The sequence below is a fragment of the Massilia sp. 9096 genome (assembly GCF_000745265.1).
Classification (GTDB): Bacteria; Pseudomonadota; Gammaproteobacteria; order Burkholderiales; family Burkholderiaceae_D; genus Telluria.
In genome coordinates this window covers 4,865,620-4,885,840 of the sequence record NZ_JQNN01000001.1, presented here as the reverse complement: position 1 = coordinate 4,885,840, position 20,221 = coordinate 4,865,620, and the positions used below count along the sequence as shown (strand labels likewise).

At 65.1% G+C, this 20,221-nt stretch carries 20 protein-coding genes and 1 riboswitch; of the genes, 9 read left to right on the top strand and 11 right to left on the bottom strand.

Going from position 1 to position 20,221, the window contains the following annotated elements; all coding sequences use genetic code 11:
* The first annotated feature begins 167 nt into the window (after positions 1–167).
* A complete protein-coding gene (locus FA90_RS27010; RefSeq protein WP_081933972.1) occupies positions 168–785 on the top strand; it encodes a PEP-CTERM sorting domain-containing protein in 618 nt (205 codons plus the stop codon).
* A gap of 64 nt (positions 786–849) precedes the next feature.
* Here the strand turns inward: FA90_RS27010 and FA90_RS21215 are convergent, their stop codons facing one another.
* A complete protein-coding gene (locus FA90_RS21215; protein ID WP_036172351.1) occupies positions 850–1,350 on the bottom strand; it encodes a YqaA family protein in 501 nt (166 codons plus the stop codon).
* A 22-nt stretch (positions 1,351–1,372) separates the two neighbouring features.
* On the opposite strand from FA90_RS21215, the gene ilvA reads away from it, so the two are divergent.
* The 5 genes from ilvA (at position 1,373) to rapZ (ending at position 6,851) form a co-directional block, all read left to right on the top strand.
* The gene (gene ilvA / locus FA90_RS21210; RefSeq protein ID WP_081933971.1) at positions 1,373–3,085 is read left to right on the top strand and encodes a threonine ammonia-lyase, biosynthetic; all 1,713 of its coding nucleotides are present in this window, start codon (positions 1,373–1,375) and stop codon (positions 3,083–3,085) included.
* A gap of 114 nt (positions 3,086–3,199) precedes the next feature.
* Positions 3,200–4,030 carry an NADPH-dependent 7-cyano-7-deazaguanine reductase QueF gene (gene queF / locus FA90_RS21205; RefSeq protein WP_036172347.1) on the top strand — a complete coding sequence of 277 codons (831 nt, stop codon included), beginning with the start codon at positions 3,200–3,202 and terminating at the stop codon, positions 4,028–4,030.
* Positions 4,031–4,386: 356 nt separating this feature from the next.
* Positions 4,387–4,869, top strand: a complete 483-nt coding sequence (locus tag FA90_RS21200; protein ID WP_036172345.1) for a PTS sugar transporter subunit IIA — start codon at positions 4,387–4,389, stop codon at positions 4,867–4,869.
* 13 nt (positions 4,870–4,882) lie between these two features.
* Positions 4,883–5,818 (top strand): HPr(Ser) kinase/phosphatase, encoded by a 936-nt coding sequence (gene hprK, locus FA90_RS21195; RefSeq protein ID WP_036172343.1) that lies wholly within the window; start codon positions 4,883–4,885, stop codon positions 5,816–5,818.
* Between the two features lie 169 nt (positions 5,819–5,987).
* The gene (gene rapZ / locus FA90_RS21190) at positions 5,988–6,851 is read left to right on the top strand and encodes an RNase adapter RapZ (RefSeq protein WP_036172341.1); all 864 of its coding nucleotides are present in this window, start codon (positions 5,988–5,990) and stop codon (positions 6,849–6,851) included.
* A gap of 38 nt (positions 6,852–6,889) precedes the next feature.
* Here rapZ and FA90_RS21185 read toward each other — a convergent pair whose 3' ends face one another.
* The 8 genes from FA90_RS21185 to FA90_RS21150 form a co-directional block, all read right to left on the bottom strand.
* Positions 6,890–7,987 carry an enoyl-CoA hydratase/isomerase family protein gene (locus FA90_RS21185; protein WP_036172339.1) on the bottom strand — a complete coding sequence of 366 codons (1,098 nt, stop codon included), beginning with the start codon at positions 7,985–7,987 and terminating at the stop codon, positions 6,890–6,892.
* Between the two features lie 84 nt (positions 7,988–8,071).
* Positions 8,072–8,431: a ribosome hibernation-promoting factor, HPF/YfiA family gene (gene hpf, locus FA90_RS21180; protein WP_036172337.1), complete on the bottom strand. Its 360-nt coding sequence runs from the start codon at positions 8,429–8,431 to the stop codon at positions 8,072–8,074.
* A gap of 63 nt (positions 8,432–8,494) precedes the next feature.
* A complete protein-coding gene (locus FA90_RS21175; RefSeq protein ID WP_036172335.1) occupies positions 8,495–9,985 on the bottom strand; it encodes an RNA polymerase factor sigma-54 in 1,491 nt (496 codons plus the stop codon).
* 2 nt (positions 9,986–9,987) lie between these two features.
* Positions 9,988–10,755, bottom strand: coding sequence for an LPS export ABC transporter ATP-binding protein (gene lptB / locus FA90_RS21170; protein ID WP_239700872.1), 768 nt, complete (start codon positions 10,753–10,755; stop codon positions 9,988–9,990).
* A 5-nt stretch (positions 10,756–10,760) separates the two neighbouring features.
* On the bottom strand, positions 10,761–11,405 hold the full coding sequence (lptA, locus tag FA90_RS21165; RefSeq protein WP_081933970.1) for a lipopolysaccharide transport periplasmic protein LptA: 645 nt from the start codon (positions 11,403–11,405) through the stop codon (positions 10,761–10,763).
* A 26-nt stretch (positions 11,406–11,431) separates the two neighbouring features.
* Positions 11,432–12,055, bottom strand: coding sequence for an LPS export ABC transporter periplasmic protein LptC (gene lptC, locus FA90_RS21160; protein WP_036176627.1), 624 nt, complete (start codon positions 12,053–12,055; stop codon positions 11,432–11,434).
* A gap of 11 nt (positions 12,056–12,066) precedes the next feature.
* The gene (locus tag FA90_RS21155; RefSeq protein ID WP_036172333.1) at positions 12,067–12,600 is read right to left on the bottom strand and encodes an HAD family hydrolase; all 534 of its coding nucleotides are present in this window, start codon (positions 12,598–12,600) and stop codon (positions 12,067–12,069) included.
* Positions 12,600–13,634 carry an SIS domain-containing protein gene (locus tag FA90_RS21150; RefSeq protein WP_036172331.1) on the bottom strand — a complete coding sequence of 345 codons (1,035 nt, stop codon included), beginning with the start codon at positions 13,632–13,634 and terminating at the stop codon, positions 12,600–12,602. Before FA90_RS21150 ends, FA90_RS21155 begins: the two co-directional genes overlap by 1 nt.
* Positions 13,635–13,710: 76 nt before the next feature.
* Between FA90_RS21150 and FA90_RS21145 the strand changes: the two genes are divergently transcribed.
* Positions 13,711–15,693 carry a monovalent cation:proton antiporter family protein gene (locus tag FA90_RS21145; RefSeq protein WP_036172328.1) on the top strand — a complete coding sequence of 661 codons (1,983 nt, stop codon included), beginning with the start codon at positions 13,711–13,713 and terminating at the stop codon, positions 15,691–15,693.
* 23 nt (positions 15,694–15,716) lie between these two features.
* Here FA90_RS21145 and FA90_RS21140 read toward each other — a convergent pair whose 3' ends face one another.
* Together FA90_RS21140 and FA90_RS21135 are read right to left on the bottom strand one after the other, a co-directional pair.
* Complete coding sequence (locus tag FA90_RS21140) at positions 15,717–16,850, bottom strand: diguanylate cyclase (RefSeq protein WP_036172326.1); 1,134 nt, start codon at positions 16,848–16,850, stop codon at positions 15,717–15,719.
* Between the two features lie 99 nt (positions 16,851–16,949).
* On the bottom strand, positions 16,950–17,795 hold the full coding sequence (locus FA90_RS21135; protein WP_036172324.1) for an MOSC domain-containing protein: 846 nt from the start codon (positions 17,793–17,795) through the stop codon (positions 16,950–16,952).
* A gap of 129 nt (positions 17,796–17,924) precedes the next feature.
* Positions 17,925–18,027, top strand: a riboswitch (TPP riboswitch).
* 79 nt (positions 18,028–18,106) lie between these two features.
* On the opposite strand from FA90_RS21135, the gene thiC reads away from it, so the two are divergent.
* Positions 18,107–19,987, top strand: coding sequence for a phosphomethylpyrimidine synthase ThiC (gene thiC / locus FA90_RS21130; protein WP_036172322.1), 1,881 nt, complete (start codon positions 18,107–18,109; stop codon positions 19,985–19,987).
* Between the two features lie 7 nt (positions 19,988–19,994).
* Positions 19,995–20,207, top strand: coding sequence for a sulfur carrier protein ThiS (gene thiS, locus FA90_RS21125; protein ID WP_036172321.1), 213 nt, complete (start codon positions 19,995–19,997; stop codon positions 20,205–20,207).
* The last annotated feature ends 14 nt before the right edge of the window (positions 20,208–20,221 follow it).

Below are 20,221 nucleotides of genomic sequence, written 5' to 3'. Positions count from 1 at the left end.
TACAGCGTCTTCGTCCATTTCATTTTTTCCGTTTTTTCCTGTCGGCATTCTTTACACTTGGGTAACATCCAGTATGCATATCCCTATAACTACTTGTTTAATATACGCAAATACTCAATGGCATATTAATTGCTAATTGTTGAGCTCCACTCACTAAGGGGAATGTCATGAAAAAAATCATTACAAGCTTGGCTCTGGGTTCTGTGTTTGCATTTATGGGGACTGCCCATGCAATGCCGACTTCGTATGCGAATCCCGGCACGCCGAATCCCGATGTTTATGTTTTTACCGCGGCGACGACTGGTAACGTAAAAGCGTATTTCGCCGGCTCCGATGCGGCCAATACCAACATGATTACCTTGCTCCTCAATGGGCAGCCGACCAATATTTCCGGGCTGGGTAATCACACTTCGGCCTATGGCGATATGCTCGATTTCGGTGTGGTGCAGGCAGGCACGGTCCTGACGTTCCAGCTGATCACCACGGCGACCTACGACGGCTCGACGATTCCGACCTGGTCCACCGACCCGACCCAGAATACCGACCTGACCCAGCACATCTACTCGTCGATCTACGGCGGCGACGACGTGATCCCGGAAGGTATCGCGATCGGTTTCGAAGACCTGGACCGCGCCCACGGCACCGACTTCGACTACAACGACGAGAACTTCGTCTTCACCAACATCGCTGTGACGAATAACGTCCCGGAGCCGGCTTCGCTGGCCCTGATCGGCCTCGGCCTGGCAGGCCTGGGCCTGCGCCGCAAGTTCGCGCGTTCGAAATAATTCGCACATCCCAATGCAAAAGCCCCGTCCAGGGGCTTTTTTCATGATCCAGGCGATTCGCTTTTCAAAACAAGCGATTCAAGGTATCGCCGGCCCAGCGCCACCATCCATTCGGAATATAAAGCAGCGTCATCGTCATGAACAGATAACGCCCGAATTTACCGATCGCCATATAAATCACGCTCGGCCAGAACGGCAGGTGCAGCCATCCGGCCAAGGTGCACAAGGGATCGCCGATGCCCGGCAGCCAGGACAGCAGCATGGTCTTGGCGCCATATTTGGACAGCCAGTGAAACCAGCGTGACGAGCGTTCCTTGGCAAACGCCACCTTGGCGCGATAGCCGATCCAGTAATCGGTGATGCCGCCCAGCGTATTGCCGAGCGTCGCCACCAGCACCACCGGCCAGAACATCGATGGATTGGCCTTGATGACGGCAAACACGGCCGGCTCGGAGCCAAGCGGCAGCAAGGTCGCGGAGACGAAGCTGATCAGGAACACCGATGAGAGACCGACGGTCGGCACGGCAAGGAATTTCAGCAGCCAGAGGACGGCGGAGTCGATCATCGATAAAAAATGGAAATAGCGGATGGCAGGGATCGGCCATTATAATGAGCTGCAACCTTCGCAACGACACGGTTGGCCACGCCACACCCAGCACCGCCACCGCCTTGCACGCCTCGGCTATCGCCAAGCAGGACCGTTTCGCCACGCCGTCCGCCATTCGGACGCGGCATGTCGTCGGCAATTACTCAGCCCAGACCTCAACATGACGACCGACTATCTCAAGAAAATCCTGACCGCGCGCGTCTATGACGTAGCCCAAGAAACACCGCTCGAGTACGCGCCGACTTTGTCGCAGCGCATGGGCAACCGCATTTATTTCAAGCGCGAAGACATGCAAAGCGTGTTCAGCTTCAAGCTGCGCGGTGCCTACAACAAAATGGCGCACCTGCCGCCCGAGCAGCTCAAGCGCGGTGTGATCTGCGCCTCGGCCGGCAACCATGCGCAAGGGGTTGCCTTGTCGGCCAGCCGGCTTGGCTGCCGCGCGCTGATCGTGATGCCGACCACCACGCCGCCGGTGAAAATCAATGCGGTCAAGGCGCGCGGCGGCGCCAACGTCGAGGTCGTCCTGCACGGCGATTCCTACACCGATGCCTACAACCATGCGCTGTCGCTCGAGCGCGAACAAAAGCTGACCTTCGTGCATCCGTTCGACGACCCGGACGTGATCGCCGGCCAGGGCACGATCGCCATGGAAATCCTGCGCCAGCATGCCGGTCCGATCCATGCGATCTTCGTCGCGATCGGCGGCGGCGGCCTGATCTCGGGCGTCGGCGCTTACGTGAAAGCGGTGCGGCCCGACATCCGCGTGATCGGCGTGCAAACCGTCGATTCCGACGCGATGGCGAAAAGCCTCAAGGCGGGTGAACGCGTCACCCTACCGGACGTCGGCTTGTTTTCCGACGGTACCGCGGTCCGCCTGGTCGGCGAAGAAACTTTCCGGATCGCCAAGGAAGTGGTCGACGAGATCGTGATCGTCGACACCGACGCCATCTGCGCCGCGATCCAGGACGTGTTCCAGGACACGCGCAGCATCCTCGAGCCGGCCGGTGCGCTGGCGGTGGCCGGCGCCAAGGCGTATATCGAGCGCGCGCAGATGACGCGCCGGCCGGTCCATAACGAAGTGCTGGTCGCGGTCGCCTGCGGCGCCAACATGAATTTCGACCGGCTGCGCTTTGTCGCGGACCGCGCCGAAGTCGGCGAAGCGCGCGAAGCCGTGTTCGCGGTGACGATGCCCGAGCAGCGCGGCAGCTTCAAGCGCTTTTGCAGCCTGGTCGGACCACGCAACGTCACCGAATTCAGCTACCGCATCAGCGACGAGCGTGAAGCGCACGTCTTCGTCGGCGTGCAGATCGGCAACCGCGACGAGTCGACGCTGCTGGCGCGCACCTTCGAAGAGCACGGTTTTCGTACGCTCGACCTGACCCAAGACGAACTGGCCAAGCAGCACTTGCGCCACCTGGTCGGGGGAAAAAGCGCGCTGGCGCACGACGAGCTGCTGTACCGCTGCGAGTTTCCCGAGCGGCCCGGCGCGCTGATGCGTTTCCTGGACAGCCTGGCGCCGAACTGGAACATCTCGCTATTTCATTATCGCAACCAGGGCGGCGACGTCGGCCGCATCCTGGTCGGCCTGCAGGTGCCGCCGCACGAGATCGACGAGTTCCGCCAATTCCTCGACACGCTGGGCTACCGTCACTGGGACGAGACGGCCAATCCGGTCTACAAGCTGTTTTTGTAAGGACTGGACGCGCATACAGTGCCGAAAAAGGTGTACGATACGCCGCTTTGCCGCCGCGCCGGCGATCCCGTGCGCAGCGGCAGGCAAACTCAGCCGGCCTATCGAGACTGAACCATGAACAATACTCCTGATCAATCGCCGCTCGGCAAAACCTCGGCTTACCAGACCGAGTACGCGCCCGAGCTGCTGTTTCCGATCCCGCGCCAGCAAAAGCGCGACGAACTCGGCTTGAAGGGCACGCTGCCTTTCTTCGGCGTCGACATCTGGAACGCCTATGAGCTGTCGTGGCTGAACATGCGCGGCAAGCCTCAGGTGGCGATCGCCGTCATCACGGCGCCCGCCGATTCGCCCAACATCGTCGAGTCCAAGTCGTTCAAGCTCTACCTGAATTCCTTCAACCAGACCCGCCTGGCCAATACCGACGCCCTGCTCGCCCTGCTGCGCGAAGACTTGTCGAATGCCTTCGGTGCGCCGGTCCACGTCGCGCTCACGCTGCCGGAAGATTTCGCCAAGCTCAAGATGGGCGAACTGGATGGCGTGCTGCTGGACCGCCTCGACATCGAAGTCGACAGCTACAGTCCGGCGCCCGAGCTGCTCAAGGCCAATTTTGAAGAAGCCGCGGTCGAGGAAACCCTGGTGTCGCACCTGCTCAAGTCGAATTGCCTGGTCACCGGGCAGCCGGACTGGGCCAGCGTACAGATCCGCTACGTCGGTCCGCAGATCGACCAGGAAAGCCTGCTGCGCTACCTGATCGGTTTCCGCGAGCACAACGAGTTTCATGAGCAATGTGTCGAACGTATCTTCAGCGACATCCTGCGCCAGTGCAAACCGAACAAGCTTGCGGTGTATGCCCGCTACACCCGGCGCGGCGGCCTCGACATCAATCCCTGGCGCGCGAATTTCAGCACCGGCAAGCCGCCGAATTTGCGCACCGCGCGCCAGTGAAGCCGATGGATCCAGGCTGAAATCCAGCTCGGCGCCCCCATCTGGCAGACGTGAAGTGTCCGTTTCGGGCCACAGCTGCCGGCCCGGAGGACAGACCCGGGGGCGCCGGGCAGCGCTGCGGGTCGCCAGAAAAATCGGCGAAACCGCTTGTCAACAAGTATTCCTTGCGCAAAATCCTAAATTCCATATAGGAAATTGCGTACACTCGGTCGTCATCCTTAAGCCAGGTCAGTAACGGTTTATGAGGGTGGCGTTACAGCTTATCGTACAGACGAGAATTCGAATTACACAGGCATAAAACAGGCCTATAATTCCCGCTCGCAAGCACCCCTGGTGCACCGCAATTGAAGCGTGTTATGACTAATTTAAGCAAAATCCTCTTGCTCGAGAATGTCCAACTCGACATCGAAGTGTCGAGCAAGAAGCGCGCCTTTGAACAGGCTGGTCTGATCTTCGAAAACAATCTGGGTATCGCCCGCTCGACCGTCACGGACAACCTGTTCGCGCGCGAGCGCCTCGGTTCCACCGGCCTCGGTCACGGCGTCGCCGTGCCGCACGGGCGTGTCAAGGGCAGCAAGAGTCTGAAGTCGCCGATGGCCGCTTTTGTCCGCCTGGTCGAGCCGATTCCCTTCGAATCGCCCGACGGCCAGCCGGTCAAGCTGCTGTTCTTCCTCCTGATCCCGGACCACGTGACCCAGCAGCACCTGGAAATCCTGTCCGAGATCGCCGAGCTGTTCTCGGACGAGGCGATCCGCACCGCGCTGGCGACCGATCCCGATCCGCGCTCGGTCCACGAACGCATCATCAACTGGCAGCCGAGCCTGCAGGCCCTGGGCTGAGCCGGCGACCATCATGCTGCAGACTCCGCTGACCATCCAGAGGCTGTACGACGACAACCGCGACAGCCTGCAACTCGGCTGGTTCGCCGGTTTTCCGGGCGGCGAGCGCCTGATCTCGGGCGACGCCGTCTCGGCCGCCGACCAGGTCGGCCACCTGAACCTGATCCACCCGGGCCGCATCCAGGTGTTCGGGCACCAGGAACTGAACTATTACCAGCGCCTGAAAACCGGCTCGCGCAGCCATGTGATCGGCGAGCTGATCGCGGGCGGCCCGCCGGCGCTGATCATCGCCCAGGGTCTCGATACCCCGCCGGACATCCTCGCCATCTGCGACGAGCAGAACATCCCGCTGTTCTCGACGCCACTGCCGGCGGCGCAGGTGATCGACTTCCTGCGCGTGTACCTGTCCAAGAAGCTGGCGCAGCGCGTCATCATGCACGGCGTGTTCATGGACGTGCTCGGCGTGGGCGTCCTGATCACCGGCGACTCCGGCCTCGGCAAGAGCGAGCTGGGCCTGGAGCTGATCTCGCGCTCGCACGGCCTGGTCGCCGACGACGCCGTCGAGTTCTCGCGCATTGCCCCCAACATGATCGAAGGCCGCTGCCCGCCGCTGCTGCAGAACCTGCTCGAAGTGCGTGGCCTGGGCCTGCTCGACATCAAGGCGATCTTCGGCGAGACCGCGGTGCGCCGCAAGATGCGCCTGAAACTCATCGTCCACCTGGTCAAGCGCGGCGCGCTGGACGAGGAAGTCGAGCGCCTGCCGTTCCACTTCCCGACCGAAGACGTGCTGGGCCTGCCGATCCGCAAGGTCGTGATCCCGGTCGCGGCCGGCCGCAACATCGCGGTGCTGCTCGAGGCCGCGGTGCGCAACACGATCCTGCAGTTGCGCGGCATCGATACGCTGCAGGAGTTCATGGAGCGGCAGCGGCAGGCAATGAGCAGCGATTAATGCGCTGCATTACAGTGCCGGCCCTCGCGGCCCGGCCCGCTCCGCAGGCGTGAAGCCATGCTTCACGAAACCCCTGCTCCGCCAGCGGCAGGCAATGAGCAGCGATTAAGCAGCATTCATCGCGCGTCTTTGACGAATTCATCGACAATTATTGCGGTATGATGCGCTCATGCGCATTGTACTCATCACCGGTATCTCGGGCTCCGGCAAATCGGTTGCCCTGAACGTCCTCGAAGACGCGGGTTATTATTGCGTCGACAATCTTCCACCCGCCCTGCTGCCGGCCCTGGTCAAGACCGTCGACGGCGACCCGGACAAGAAGATCGCGGTCGCGGTCGACGCCCGCAGCGCCGAGTCGCTGGCCGAGCTGCCGGCCACGGTCAGCACGCTGCGCGACGAAGGCCACCAGGTCAAGGTGATCTTCCTGACCTCGAGCACGCATTCGCTGGTCGCGCGCTTTTCCGAAACGCGGCGCAGCCACCCGCTGTCGCACGAACTGCGTCCCGGCGAGAACCCGGCGTCGCGCCGCACGCTGATCGAGTGCATCCTGGAAGAGCGCGACCGCCTGGGACCGATCGAAAAGCTCGGCCACGTGATCGACACCTCCGAGCTGTCGGCCAACAAGCTGCGTGCCTGGGTCAAGGAACTGGCCGAGGTCGAACACGCGCCGCTGACGCTGTTCTTCGAATCGTTCGCCTTCAAGCACGGGGTGCCGCTGGACGCCGACTTCGTGTTCGACGTGCGTGCCGTGCCGAATCCCTACTACGACCTGACGCTGCGCCCGCTGAATGGCCGCGACGCGCCGGTGATCGCCTTCCTCGACGCCCAGCCGCAAGCGACCGAGCTGCTGTCGGACATCCGCGCCTTCATCGCCAAATGGCTGCCCTCGTTCAAGAAGGACAACCGCAGCTACCTGACGGTGGCGGTCGGCTGCACCGGCGGCCAGCACCGTTCGGTGTACATGGCGGAGCGGCTCGGGGCGTATTTCGGCGATACCGAGCGCGTGGTGGTCAGGCACCGCGAGCAGCCGTAAGGCCTCGCGCGGGACTGCGCGTCACGCGCGCGCGAGGATCACAGATGGCGCAGCGGATGCGCCCAGTCCGGCCACACCGGTTCGAAAAAGCGCGCCACCATGTCCGGCGTGACCGCATCCAGCGCCGGCGGATTCCAGGCAGGCCGGTTGTCCTTGTCGATCACCAGCGCGCGTACGCCTTCCAGCACTTCGCCGTGTTCGAAGTTGCGGCGCACCACCGAACGCTCCATGCGCAGGCAGTCGGCCACGCCCATGGCGGCGCCGCGTTCGAGCATCTCGTGGGTCACGCACATCATCAACGGCGAGCGCTGGCGCATCGCCTGCAGCGCCTGCTGCGCGAACGGATCGTCGTCGCCGGCCAGCGCGGCCATGATGGCGGACACCGATGCCGCGCCGAAGTGGCGGTCGATGACGCTGCGCGCGGCTTGCAGCTTGCTCGCGCCGGCCTGCTGCGCAAACGGTGCGGCAAAGTCGCGCATGGCCGCCGGCAGTTGCGCACCCGGGGTCGCCTCGATCAATGCGTGCAGCGCGCCCATCTGCTCACCCGGCACGAACGCGTCCGCCAACCCGACATACAGCGCATCCGCCGCGCCAATTGTCGCGCCCGTCACGCCCAGATACACCCCCAGCTTGCCCGGCGCATGCGACAGGAAGTGACTGCCGCCCACGTCCGGGAACAGCCCGATGTTCACCTCCGGCATCGCCATCTTGGTCCGCTCGGTCACGATGCGCAGTGCGCAGTCGGGGCCGCCTTGCGCGATGCCCATGCCGCCGCCCATGACGACGCCATCCATCAGCGCGATGTAGGGCTTGGGATAAAAATGGATCAGGTGATTGAGCGCGTATTCTTCGGTGAAGAAATCTTCGAGCAGCGCGCTGCCACCGCCCGGCGTGGCACGGCCGGCTTCGTAAAAGAAGCGGATGTCGCCGCCCGCGCACAGCGCTTTTTCGCTGCTGCTGGCGATGACGACCGCATCGACCGCAGGATCGTCGCGCCAGAGCAGCAGGGTCTGCGTCAGCGCACGCACCATGTCGAGCGACAGCGAATTGAGGGCCTTGGGCCGGTCGAGGGTAAAGGTGCCGGTGCCGTTGGCAATGCGGGTCTGCACGTGTTCGCGGGTAGCGTCTGCGCTCATGATGTCGGAGATGGTTGATCTAGCCGCATCATAAAACGAAAAGGGCGCCAGTGCGCCCTTCGTCATGCTGTGCTGCGGACGGCGTCAGGCCGTGGCGGCTGCACTGTCTCCTTCATCCAGCATGCGCTTGTGTCCGGTGTGACTATGATTCTGCAGCATCTGCTTGTATTTGACGACCTGCCTGTCCAGGCGGTCCATCAGCATGTCGATCGCGGCGTACAGGTCGTGCGCGGCGCTGGCGATATGCAGGATCTTTCCCGCCACCCGCAGATTGATCTCGGCCTTTTGGCGTTTGTCTTTTTCGGTGAGATTGTCGATGCAGAGGATGACGTGGGAATCGATCACTTGATCGAAATGGCGGGTGATGCGTTCGAGCTTGTTCTGTACGTATTCACGGATGGCTGGGGTGACATCGAGGTGATGGCCGCTGATGGTGAGATTCATACACACACTCCTTTGAAGATACGCTGCCGCAAGCGTGCGCAGGAGCGCAACAGGCAGCGTTTGTTACAAGGATTTGCGAAGGCTAACGGGCGGGATCTTGAGCGCCTCACGGTATTTGGCGACCGTGCGCCGCGCAATGACCATTCCCTGTTCCCCTAGCATCTCCGCGATCTTGCTGTCGGATAAAGGGTTCTTGGGGTCTTCTGCTCCTGTGAGTTGTACGATGAGAGCCCGGATGGCCGTCGATGATGCTTCGCCTCCCGCCTCGGTGGCAACGTGGCTCCCGAAGAAATACTTCAGCTCGAACATGCCGTGCGGGGTCAGCATGTATTTCTGCGTTGTGACGCGAGAAATTGTGCTCTCGTGTAAACCTAGTGTATCAGCTATCTCGCGTAAAACAAGGGGCCGCATGGCAACCGCGCCGTGCGAGAAAAAGTTGCGCTGCCGTTCGACGATGGCCTGGGCCACGCGCAGGATCGTGTCGAAACGCTGGCGCATGTTCTTGATGAGCCACTTGGCTTCCTGCAGCTGCGCGCTCATCTGGGTCTCGGATTTGCCCTGCTTGAGCGCCTGCGCATACAGGCTGTTCACGCGCAGGCGCGGCATCACTTCGGGATTCAATTGCACGCTCCAGCCATCCTTGGCGCGGCGCACGATCACGTCCGGCACCACGAAGTCCGACACGTCCGAAGCGAACGCGGCGCCCGGGTGCGGGTTGCAGCGGCGGATCACGGCCTGGGCTTCGCGCAGGTCCTCGTCGTCGCAGTCGAGCGCCTTTTTCAGCTTGTTGAATTCGCGCTGGGCGAACCAGCTCAGGTAGCGCTCGACGATGACCAGGGCCATGCGCCGCGTCACCAGCGGCACGCCCGGCATGCGGCGGATCTGCAGCGCCAGGCACTCGGCGGCGCTGCGCGCGCCCACGCCCGCCGGGTCGAGGCTCTGCACCATCGACAGCGCGGTGCGCAGTTCGTCGAACTCGATCTCGAGCTCTTCCGGCAGGCGCGCGTGGATGTCGTCCAGCGATTCCTCGAGGTAGCCGTTGTCGTCGAGCGCGTCGACGATCAGCTCGACCAGGGCGCAGTCGCGCGCCGCGGCGCAGGTCATGCGCACCTGCTCCATCAGGTGTTCGCGCAGCGAGACCGGGCTGGCCTCGAGCTGCGGACGGCCATCCTCTTCCTCGCCGCCGCCGCTCGACCGGCCGCCCTCGCCCCAGTCGCCGTCGTGCTCGGCGGCGTGCACGTCGTCGCCGCCTTCGTGGCCCTCGCCCTCGGCGTTCGCGGCCGGCGCGCTGTGCTCGTCGCTGCCGTTGGCGTTGGCCGGGCTGGGAGCCTCGCCCGGCGTGGCCGGGGCGTTGTTGATGGCGCCGTCGCCCAGCAGGCGCACCGAGCGGTCGAGCGGATCGTCGAGCCGTTCGAGCAGCGGATTATCACTCAGGACCTGCTCGATTTCCTGGTGCAGCTCGAGAGTGGACAGCTGCAGCAGGCGGATCGACTGCTGGAGTTGCGGCGTGAGCGCAAGATGCTGTGATGTCTTGAGTTGCAGCGTCTGTTTCATAACTACATTCTGAAGTGTTCACCCAGATACACGCGGCGTACCGATTCGTCGGCGATGATGTCGTCGGGCCGGCCGGAGGCCAGCACCGCACCCTGGTTGATGATGTAGGCGCGGTCGCAGATGCCGAGCGTCTCGCGCACGTTGTGGTCGGTGATCAGCACGCCGATCCCGCGCTCCTTCAGGAAGCGCACGATGCGCTGGATCTCGATCACGGCGATCGGGTCCACGCCCGCGAACGGCTCGTCCAGCAGCACGAAGCGCGGATCGGTCGCGAGCGCGCGCGCGATCTCGACGCGGCGCCGTTCGCCGCCCGACAGCGACAGCGCCGGGTTCTGGCGCAGCTTGTCGATCTGCAGCTCGCCCAGCAGCTGGTCGAGGCGCTCGTTGATGCGCGCCTTGGACAGCGGCTTGCCGTTCTCGCGCTGCAGCTCGAGCACCGCGCGGATGTTTTCCTCGACCGTCAGGCGGCGGAACACCGAGGCTTCCTGCGGCAGGTAGGACAGGCCCATCAGCGCGCGCCGGTGGATCGGCAGGCTGCTGATGTCGGCGCCGTTGACTTCGATGGTGCCGGCGTCCGACGGCACCAGGCCGACGATCATGTAGAACGACGTGGTCTTGCCGGCGCCGTTCGGGCCGAGCAGGCCGACCACCTCGCCGCACGCGACTTCGAGCGAAACGTCGCGCACCACCAGGCGCTTGCCGTAGCTTTTCTGGAGACCCTTGACGACCAGGGTGCTGCCGCACGCGATCGCGGCTGCGTCGTTGCGCACCTCCATCACTTGTTCCCTGCCGCTGCCGGTTGCGCCGCGGCGGGGGTGGCGGCCGGTGTGGCCGCGGGTGCGGCAGATGGGGCGCCAGGCGCCGCCGCCGGTGCGGGCGCTGCAGCGCCGGCCGGTGCGCGGTGCGGCTGCAGCGTCATGCTGCCGCGGCCATTGCCGACCTTGTTCTCGCCGTTGGCGTCGTTGCGGCCGACCAGGACTTCCTTGCGGTTGTCGTACGAGATGAATTCGCTGTCCATCTCCTGCGTTACTTTCGTGCCGTCGAGCTGCTTGATGACGGCCTTCGAGAACAGCTTGACCAGGTCGTTGCGCTCGTCGTACTCGATGCGCTGGGCCTGGCCTTCGTCCCACATGTTGGGGCCGTCGTCGCGGTGCTGGCGGAAGGTGGCCAGCTTGCCCGGCGCAGCGGTCAGGATGAAGGTGCGGTAGCCGTCCGGGGTCTCCTGCACTTCGGCCTTGTCCGACTTCAGGATCATGGTGCCGCGCGTGATGACCACGTTGCCGGTGGCGATGTAGTTCTGCGTGACCTGGTCGACGTGGGCATCGTTGTAGTCGATCTTGATCGGCTTGAGGGCGTCCGCTTTCTCGGCCGATGCGGCCAGCGGCAACAGGAAGATGGCGGCAGCGAGTATTTTTTTCATGGGTGCTTGTCCTCTCTAGTAGGGCTTCAGCGCTGCTGGCGCGGCGGGAAAGTGGCCGTGCCGCGGCCGCCCAGCTGGATCTGTTGGGTTGCGTTGTTGGCTACCATGCCGATGGCGTCGACCTTGGCGTCGCCCAGCGTCATGGTGATCGGCAGTTGGGTCTTGGCGATCTCGTCGTCCGTCAGCAGCGTCATGGCCTCGGTGCGGATGCGCAGCGGCTGCAGCGCGCCCATGCCCGGGCGCGCCGGTGCGCCGGGACGCTGGATGTCGACGTTGCCGGCCAGGTCGACCTGGTTCTGGTTCTGGTTCACGTTCGCGCGCTCGGCGGTCATGGTCATGTGCGGGCGCTCGACCGTCATGCTCACCACGATCGGCTTGTCGATCAGGGAGGTGTTGTCGGCCGGGTGGTGGGTCAGGCGGTCGCCGGTGATCACGTAGCGCGGCTGGCCGGTCTCGGTCATGCGCACGAAACTGAAGTTGTCGATGATGTAGTCGGGCTCGTTGCCCGCATCGATGTTCGGCCCCGACTGGTCGCCCTGCATCACCTGCAGCAGCCAGAAGCTGCCGAACGCGGCGAACACCCCGAGCAGCATCAGGGCCAGCAGCGGGCCGCGGTGCGCGGTGCGCTTGTTGCGAGTGTTCGTGGCCATGGCCTCCATCCTTATCCGAAATACGGCGCGAGCGCCTGTTCGTAGGTGCCCTGGGCGCGCATCACCATGTCGCAGACTTCGCGCACGGCGCCGCGTCCGCCCGGATTCCTGGTCACGTAATGCGCGCGGTACTGCACGTCCGGATGGCCGCTCGGCACCGTGACGGCAAAGCCGACGCGCGACAGCAGCGGCAGGTCGATCACGTCGTCGCCGATGTAGCCGCACTCCTCGGCCGTGACGCCGGTTTTCTCGAGCAGCTCGGCAAACGCGATGCGCTTGTCGTGCTGGCCCTGGAAGACGTGGGTGATGCCCAGGTCGGCCGCGCGCTTGATCACGATCGGCGAGGTACGCGCGCTGATGATCGCGGTCTGCACGCCGCTGCGATTGAGCAGCTGGATGCCCAGGCCGTCCAGCACGAAGAACGTCTTGGTGATCTCGCCGTTGGCGTCGTAGGTCAGGCTGCCGTCGGTGAGCACGCCGTCGACGTCGAAGATCATGACTTTGACGCGCGCCGCGCGCTGCATGTGTTCCAGTGGGACGCCCATCAGATCACCTTGGCGCGGGTCAGGTCGTGGATGTGCAGCGCGCCGACCAGCACGTCGTCGGCGTCCGTCACCAGCATCTGGTTGATGCGGAATTCTTCCATCACGGCGACGGCGTCGACCGCCAGCTGCTCGGGGTGGATGCGGCGCGGATTGGCGTGCATCACGTCGCGGATCACGACCCTGGAAAAGTCCTGGGCCTTTTCGATCAGGCGGCGCAGGTCGCCGTCGGTGAACACGCCGACCGGGCGTCCGGCCTCGTCGACGACGGCGGTCATGCCCATGCCCTTTTCCGAAATCTCGAGCAGGGCCTGGGTCAGCAATGCGTCGGGTTTGACCTTCGGCACCGCGGCGCCGCTGCGCATGACGTCGCGCACGTGCGTGAGCAGACGGCGCCCCAGGGCCCCACCCGGGTGCGACAGCGCGAAGTCTTCCGACTTGAAACCGCGCAGTTCGAGCAGCGCCACGGCCAGGGCATCGCCCAGCGCCAAGGTGACGGTGGTCGACGCCGTCGGCGCCAGGTTCAGCGGGCAGGCTTCCTTGTCGACCGCGACGTCGAGGTGCACGTCGGCCACCTGGGCCAGGCGCGAGTCGGGACGGCCGGTCATCGCGATCACCGGCACGCCCATGCGCTTGACGGCCGGGATCACGACCGCCAGCTCGCTGCTTTCGCCCGAATACGAGATGGCGATCAGGACGTCCTGGGGAGTGACCATGCCGAGGTCGCCATGCGCCGCTTCGGCCGGATGCAGGAACAGGGCCGGGGTGCCGGTCGAGGCCAGGGTTGCGGCGATCTTGCGCGCGACGTGGCCCGATTTGCCCATGCCCGACACCACCACGCGCCCCTGGCAGGCCAGCATCAGGGCGACCGCCTCGGGAACCGCATGCGCCACGCTGTCGTCGCGATCCAGGCGCTCGGCCAGTTTGCGGATCGCTTCGCCCTCGATCTCCAGGGCGTCGCGCGCAAGATCGAGCGCACGACGCGCCTGGGCCGCGTCAAAACTTGTCAACATTATTTTTTCATGGGTTACACTCATATTCAAAGTATAGCCGAATTAAGAAAGCAAAAAACTTGCCAGTCGAAACAAACCACATCTTGACAGACCGCGCTGAATGACCTCCGGCCTGGAATTAACCCTTTTATTGCTGGGCAGCGCAGTCCTCGGCGTGGTCGCCTTCCGCATGCTGCACCTGCCGCCGATGCTGGGCTACCTGGCGGTCGGCGTGCTGATCGGCCCGCATGCGCTGAACCTGGCCGACAACGGCGCCTCGACCCACGCGCTGGCCGAATTCGGCGTCGTGTTCCTGATGTTCTCGATCGGCCTGGAATTCTCGCTGCAGCAGCTGAAATCCATGCGCCGGCTGGTGTTCGGCCTGGGCCTGGCCCAGGTCCTCCTGACCATCGTCGCGACCGTACTGGTGTCCAGCCTCACGCGCTACCTGCCGCCGTCGCTGCACATCGGCTGGCAGGCCGCCCTCGCCCTCGGCGGCGCGCTGGCGATGTCCTCCACGGCGATCGTTTCCAAGCTGCTCACCGAGCGCCTGGAGCTCGAGAGCCAGCACGGGCGGCGCATCATCGGCATCCTGCTGTTCCAGGACCTGGCCGTGGTGCCGCTGCTGATCCTGATCCCGTCGCTGGCCAAACCGGCCGAGGAACTGGCGATGACGCTGGCCTGGGCCAGCATCAAGGCGGCCGGCGTGCTGGCGCTGTTGCTGTTCTTCGGCCAGAAGGTGATGCGCAAATGGTTCAACGTGGTGGCCAAGCGGCGCTCGCAGGAGCTGTTCATGCTCAACCTGCTGCTGGTGACGCTGGGCGCGGCCGCGATCACCGAGCACGCCGGCCTGTCGATGGCGCTCGGCGCTTTCGTCGCCGGCATGCTGATTTCGGAAACCCAGTACAAGCACCAGGTGGAAGAGGACATCAAGCCGTTCCGCGACGTGCTGCTCGGCCTGTTCTTCATCACCATCGGCATGCTGCTCAACCTGCGCCTGGTGGCGGAGAACTGGTGGATCGTGCTGTTCCTGCTGGTGGTGCCGGTGCTGCTCAAATTCGCGCTGATCGCGCTGCTGGCCAAGGCCTTCGGTTCCTCGGACGGCATCGCGATGCGCACCGGCCTGGCCCTGGCCCAGGCCGGCGAATTCGGCTTCGTCCTGCTCAACCTCGCCTCGGACTCTCACCTGATCGCCCCTTACCTGATCCAGCTGGTGCTGGCCTCGATGGTGCTGTCGATGCTGGCGGCCCCCTTCGTCATCGCCAACATGGACAAGATCGCGATGAAGGTCGCGGCCAACGAATGGATGCTGCAGTCGCTGCAGCTGACCCAGCTCGCCAGCCGCACGATGGCGGCGCAAAAGCACGTGATCATCGCCGGGTTCGGACGCAGCGGCCAGAGCCTGGCGACCCTGCTGTCCGAGGAAAAGCTGCCCTGGTACGCGCTCGACCTCGACCCCGAGCGCGTGCAGGAAGCCCACGCGGCCGGCGCCAACGTCTCCTACGGCGACGCCGGCCGGCGCGAAGCGCTGATCGCGGCCGGCATCAACCGCGCCAGCGCGCTGGTGATCACCTTCGCCGACACGCGCCTGGCGCTCAAGGTGCTGCACCTGGTGCACGAACTGGCGCCCAAGCTGCCGGTGATCGTGCGCGCGCACGACGACACCGAACTCGACGTGCTGAAAAAGGCCGGCGCCACCGAGGTGGTGCCCGAGGCGCTGGAATCGAGCCTGATGCTGGCCTCGCACGCGCTGGTGGTGATGGGTGTGCCGCTGCGGCGCGTGGTGCACCGCGTACAGGCCGCGCGCGACGAGCGCTACGCCACCCTGCGCGGCTTCTTCCCCGGCGCCGGCGACCTCGCCGACGACCAGGAGCACAGCTACGTGCGCCTGCACTCGGTCACGCTGCGCGAAGGCGCCGGCGCGGTCGGGCGCTGCGTGGCCGACCTGGACCTGGACGAGGTCGGGGCCGAGATCACCGCGCTGCGGCGCGGGAACGAGCGCATCGAGCCGGGCGGCGACACCGAGCTGCGCGCCGGCGACGTGGTGGTGCTGCGCGGGACCGGGTCGGCGGTGACGCGGGCGGAGGGGCGGCTGCTGCGCTGATTTTCAGGCTGGCCTTCGCGCCCTTATTCCGCGGCCACCACCCGGTTGCGCCCCGCCCCCTTGGCCGCGTACAGCGCCTGGTCGGCCTGGGCCAGCAGCTGCTGGGCGACGCCCTCGGTCGGGTGCTCGCGCGCGACGTCGCCGAGCGTGGCGACGCCGAGCGTGGCGACGCCGATCGACACCGACACCGCCAGCCCCTGCCCGTCCGCCAGCAGGAAGGGCTGGTCGGCGATGCCGGCGCGGATGCGCTGGGCCACCATGCAGGCGCTGTCCAGGTCGGCGTCGATCAGCAGCACCACGAATTCCTCGCCGCCGAAGCGCCCCAGCGCATCCGACATGCGCAGCTCGGCCTTGATGCGCGCGGCGACTTCGCGCAGCACGTCGTCGCCGGCCTGGTGGCCGTAAGTGTCGTTGACCTGCTTGAAGTAATCGACGTCGATGTACATGCACGACAGCCGGTAGGCCTGGCGCCGCGCGCGCGCGATCTCCTCGAGCAGGCGGCGGTCGATGTAGCGGCGGTTGTAGACGCCGGTCAGCGCATCGGTCAGGCCGATGTACTTCAGCATCTCGTTGCTGATCACGTTCTCGAGGCAGATCGCGATGATCGAGCCCATGTGCTCGACGAAGTCGGTGCCGAGGATCGGCGTGAAGCGGCCGGGGTCGCGGCTGCCCAGGTTCAGGCTGCCGATCAGGCGCTTGTTGCGCAGCAGCGGCACCTGCGCGACGCTGGCCAGGCCGGCGGGCGGCTGCGGAAACGCCATGCGCTGCGCCACCGGGTGGTACAGGCCGAGGCGCGGCTTGGGCGGCATGCCGGCCTCCAGGTCGTAGCCGAGTTCCTCGACGCTTTCATAAAACAGCAAGTTCGGAAAGGCTTCGAAATCGACGCCCAGCTTGTGCATGACGGTGTAGATGTCGGCGCCGGTGTCGACCAGCGCCAGGGTGACGATGTCGAGGTCGGACACCACCGGCAGCAGGCGGAAGATCGTGCCGACCAGTTCGGGGAAATTGGCCGCGCCGACGAGCTCGAGGTCGAAGGCCTGGTGGCGCATCATGATGGCGTGATTGCTCTCGGCCTGGTCGAGCAGGCTCGCAAGCTGCCGGCGCAGAGCCTCGTTCTCGGCTATCAGTTCGCGCACGCTGGCGCCACGCTCATGCATGAATCGTTCCCCCTCGGCAATTATCTGTAATTATGCCTAGTTATCGCGCCAGAAAACGAAAAAATCGCGAAAACTAACAGGCTCGTAATTAAATCGTTGTCAAAATGCCAGATCGACGTCCAGTTCCAGCCCCGTATGCAGCAACTGGCCGGCGCCGGCGCCCACGATGCAATTCATGCCCAGGCAGATGCCGCCATCCAGGCGCGGATTGGCGCGGTAGCTTTGCAGGATGTCGAGCGGGTCGGGACCGGGGATGCCGGTGGCCTGGTCGATCGCCGGGATCGGGCAGCGCGCGCACGGTTTGACGGGCCGGATCGCGATGCCGCCGGCGCTCAGTTGCGCGATGTAGTCTTCTTCATAAGCGTCGATGCCGTCGACCACCAGGTTGGGGCGGAAGCGGTCCATCGGCAGCGCCGCGCGGCCGGCGGCGCGCAGGCGCGCGTTCAAGTCGTCGAGCGAAGCCTGGCCGATCAGCAGCAGCGGATAGCCATCCGAAAAGCGCGTCTGCGACGGCACCCCACTGGTCCACTTGACGCTGGTCGGACGCACGGCGCTGCGTGGGAAGCGCACCAGGCGGCAGCGCGCGCCGAGCGCGGCGCTGAACCAGGCGGCCGTGGCGTCGCCGCAGTCAAGCGCGTCGACCAGGTCGTCCCAGATGCGCACCGTGCGCACCGGGGCCGCGTCGCTCCAGGCCAGCGGCAGCAGCAGGTCTTCCTGCGCGGGTGCGCGCATGCGCAAGGCGTCCCCGTCGGGACGGGGATGAATCAGGGCCATGCGCGGGTGTTCGCGCTGGGTCAGGAACTGGCCGTCGTCGGTCACCAGCATCCATTCGCGGTCGTGCACGCCCTCGGCCATCAGGCCGGATTCCAGCAGCGTGGCGGACGCCACGGCCATGCCGGCGCAGGATTTGATCGGGTACAGCAACAGCTGAGTCAGAGTGGCCATGGGATGCGTGGTGTCGGCGGGGCGGATAGTATCGCATCAAACTTTCTGCGACACCACCGCCCTCGCCGGGTTTGCCATCGCAGAAAAACCGGCGTACACTCCGCCCCGTCGCCTGTCACAAGAAGGGCGGCACAACGCTAGGGGTCCTGCGCCGAACTGTCGGCGCGGGTGAGAAATACCCTCCGAACCTGATCTGGATAATGCCAGCGAAGGGAAGCTACAGAGTCCGCGTACGTGCACCCATCGGGACCGTCCGCATCTTTGCACTCCTGACTGCTGGATCGATCTTCAGTCGCCAACAAGGAGTGCACTTGAACGCCGATCCGAAATTCCTGTCCGCCAGCGCCATCGTCGATGCCGCCGCGGTCGAACCCCTCCCCAACTCGCGCAAGGTCTATGTCGGCGGCAGCCGTCCGGACATCCGCGTGCCGATGCGCGAAATCCAGCAGTCGCCCACGCCCGCCTCGTTCGGCGCCGAGCCGAATCCGCCAGTCTGGGTCTACGACACGTCCGGTCCGTACACCGACCCGGATGCGCGCATCGACATCCGTTCCGGCCTGGACGCGCTGCGCGCCGGCTGGATCCGCGAGCGCGGCGACACCGAGGAACTGCCCGGCCCGACCTCGCACTACGGCACCGAACGCCTGAACGACCCCAAGCTGGCCGAGCTGCGTTTCCAGCTCACGCGCAAGCCACGCCGCGCCGTGGCCGGCCGCAACGTCACGCAGATGCACTACGCGCGTGCTGGACTGATCACCCCCGAAATGGAATTCGTGGCCATCCGCGAAAACCTGCGCCGCCAGGAATACCTGCAAAGCCTGGAAGCGGCCGGCCCGACCGGCCAGCGCATGGCGCAGATGCTGGGCCGCCAGCACCCGGGCCAGTCGTTCGGCGCCTCGGTGCCGCGCGAGATCACCCCGGAATTCGTGCGCTCCGAGATCGCGCGCGGCCGCGCCATCCTGCCGGCCAACATCAACCATCCGGAATCGGAGCCGATGATCATCGGCCGCAACTTCCTCGTGAAGATCAACGCCAACATCGGCAACTCGGCGGTCACGTCGTCGATCGGCGAGGAAGTCGAGAAGATGACCTGGGCCACGCGCTGGGGCGGCGACACCGTGATGGACCTCTCGACCGGCAAGCATATCCACGAGACGCGCGAATGGATCATCCGTAACAGCCCGGTCCCGATCGGCACGGTGCCGCTGTACCAGGCGCTGGAAAAGGTCAACGGCAAGGCCGAAGAGCTGACCTGGGAGATGTACCGCGACACCCTGATCGAACAGGCCGAGCAAGGCGTCGACTACTTCACCATCCACGCCGGCGTGCGCCTGCCCTTCGTGCCGATGACGGCCAACCGCCTGACCGGCATCGTCTCGCGCGGCGGCTCGATCATGGCCAAGTGGTGCCTGGCGCATCACAAGGAATCCTTCCTGTACACGCACTTCGAAGAGATCTGCGAAATCATGAAGGCCTACGACGTCGCCTTCAGCCTCGGCGACGGCCTGCGTCCCGGCTCGATCTACGACGCCAACGACGAAGCCCAGCTGGCCGAGCTGCGCACCCTCGGCGAGCTCACCCAAATCGCCTGGAAGCACGACGTGCAGACCATGATCGAAGGCCCGGGCCACGTGCCGCTGCAGCTGATCAAGGAGAACATGGACCTGCAGCTCGAGCAGTGCCACGAAGCGCCTTTCTACACGCTCGGACCGCTGACCACCGACATCGCGCCGGGCTACGACCACATCACCTCGGGCATCGGCGCGGCCAACATCGGCTGGTATGGCACCGCGATGCTGTGCTACGTGACGCCCAAGGAACACCTCGGCCTGCCCGACAAGGACGACGTCAAGGACGGCATCATCACGTACAAAATCGCGGCGCACGCGGCCGACCTGGCCAAGGGCCATCCGGGCGCGCAGATCCGCGACAACGCGCTGTCCAAGGCGCGTTTCGAATTCCGCTGGGAAGACCAGTTCAACCTCGGCCTGGATCCGGACAAGGCGCGCCAGTTCCACGACGAGACGCTGCCCAAGGACTCGGCCAAGGTCGCTCACTTCTGCTCGATGTGCGGCCCGCACTTCTGCTCGATGAAGATCACGCAGGAAGTGCGCGACTACGCGGCCAGCGGCATGCAAGTCAAGGCGGTCGAGTTCATGCGCCAGGGCGCCGAGCTGTACCAGAAGGCCTGACGGCGCCATGCTGGAGATCGAACTGAACGGCGCGGCGCATGCCGCGCCTGGATCGGCGGGCGAAGCGACCTTGCTCGCCCTGGTCGAATCGCTCGGGCTGCAGGGCCAGGCGGTGGCGCTGGCCGTCAACCGCCGCGTGGTGCCGCGCGAGCGCTGGCGCGAGACGCTGCTGGCGAACCACGACAAGGTCGACGTGGTGCGCGCGATCGGCGGCGGCTGAGCGCCACTTGAAAA

What these genes read in the sequence shown, in the direction of transcription:
- FA90_RS27010 (WP_081933972.1), top strand. Translation starts at nt 168, where the DNA reads ATGAAAAAAATCATTACAAGCTTGGCTCTGGGTTCTGTGTTTGCATTT.
- FA90_RS21215 (WP_036172351.1), bottom strand. Translation starts at nt 1,350, where the DNA reads ATGATCGACTCCGCCGTCCTCTGGCTGCTGAAATTCCTTGCCGTGCCG.
- ilvA (WP_081933971.1), top strand. Translation starts at nt 1,373, where the DNA reads ATGGCAGGGATCGGCCATTATAATGAGCTGCAACCTTCGCAACGACAC.
- queF (WP_036172347.1), top strand. Translation starts at nt 3,200, where the DNA reads ATGAACAATACTCCTGATCAATCGCCGCTCGGCAAAACCTCGGCTTAC.
- FA90_RS21200 (WP_036172345.1), top strand. Translation starts at nt 4,387, where the DNA reads ATGACTAATTTAAGCAAAATCCTCTTGCTCGAGAATGTCCAACTCGAC.
- hprK (WP_036172343.1), top strand. Translation starts at nt 4,883, where the DNA reads ATGCTGCAGACTCCGCTGACCATCCAGAGGCTGTACGACGACAACCGC.
- rapZ (WP_036172341.1), top strand. Translation starts at nt 5,988, where the DNA reads ATGCGCATTGTACTCATCACCGGTATCTCGGGCTCCGGCAAATCGGTT.
- FA90_RS21185 (WP_036172339.1), bottom strand. Translation starts at nt 7,987, where the DNA reads ATGAGCGCAGACGCTACCCGCGAACACGTGCAGACCCGCATTGCCAAC.
- hpf (WP_036172337.1), bottom strand. Translation starts at nt 8,431, where the DNA reads ATGAATCTCACCATCAGCGGCCATCACCTCGATGTCACCCCAGCCATC.
- FA90_RS21175 (WP_036172335.1), bottom strand. Translation starts at nt 9,985, where the DNA reads ATGAAACAGACGCTGCAACTCAAGACATCACAGCATCTTGCGCTCACG.
- lptA (WP_081933970.1), bottom strand. Translation starts at nt 11,405, where the DNA reads ATGAAAAAAATACTCGCTGCCGCCATCTTCCTGTTGCCGCTGGCCGCA.
- lptC (WP_036176627.1), bottom strand. Translation starts at nt 12,055, where the DNA reads ATGGCCACGAACACTCGCAACAAGCGCACCGCGCACCGCGGCCCGCTG.
- FA90_RS21155 (WP_036172333.1), bottom strand. Translation starts at nt 12,600, where the DNA reads ATGGGCGTCCCACTGGAACACATGCAGCGCGCGGCGCGCGTCAAAGTC.
- FA90_RS21150 (WP_036172331.1), bottom strand. Translation starts at nt 13,634, where the DNA reads ATGAGTGTAACCCATGAAAAAATAATGTTGACAAGTTTTGACGCGGCC.
- FA90_RS21145 (WP_036172328.1), top strand. Translation starts at nt 13,711, where the DNA reads ATGACCTCCGGCCTGGAATTAACCCTTTTATTGCTGGGCAGCGCAGTC.
- FA90_RS21140 (WP_036172326.1), bottom strand. Translation starts at nt 16,850, where the DNA reads ATGCATGAGCGTGGCGCCAGCGTGCGCGAACTGATAGCCGAGAACGAG.
- FA90_RS21135 (WP_036172324.1), bottom strand. Translation starts at nt 17,795, where the DNA reads ATGGCCACTCTGACTCAGCTGTTGCTGTACCCGATCAAATCCTGCGCC.
- thiS (WP_036172321.1), top strand. Translation starts at nt 19,995, where the DNA reads ATGCTGGAGATCGAACTGAACGGCGCGGCGCATGCCGCGCCTGGATCG.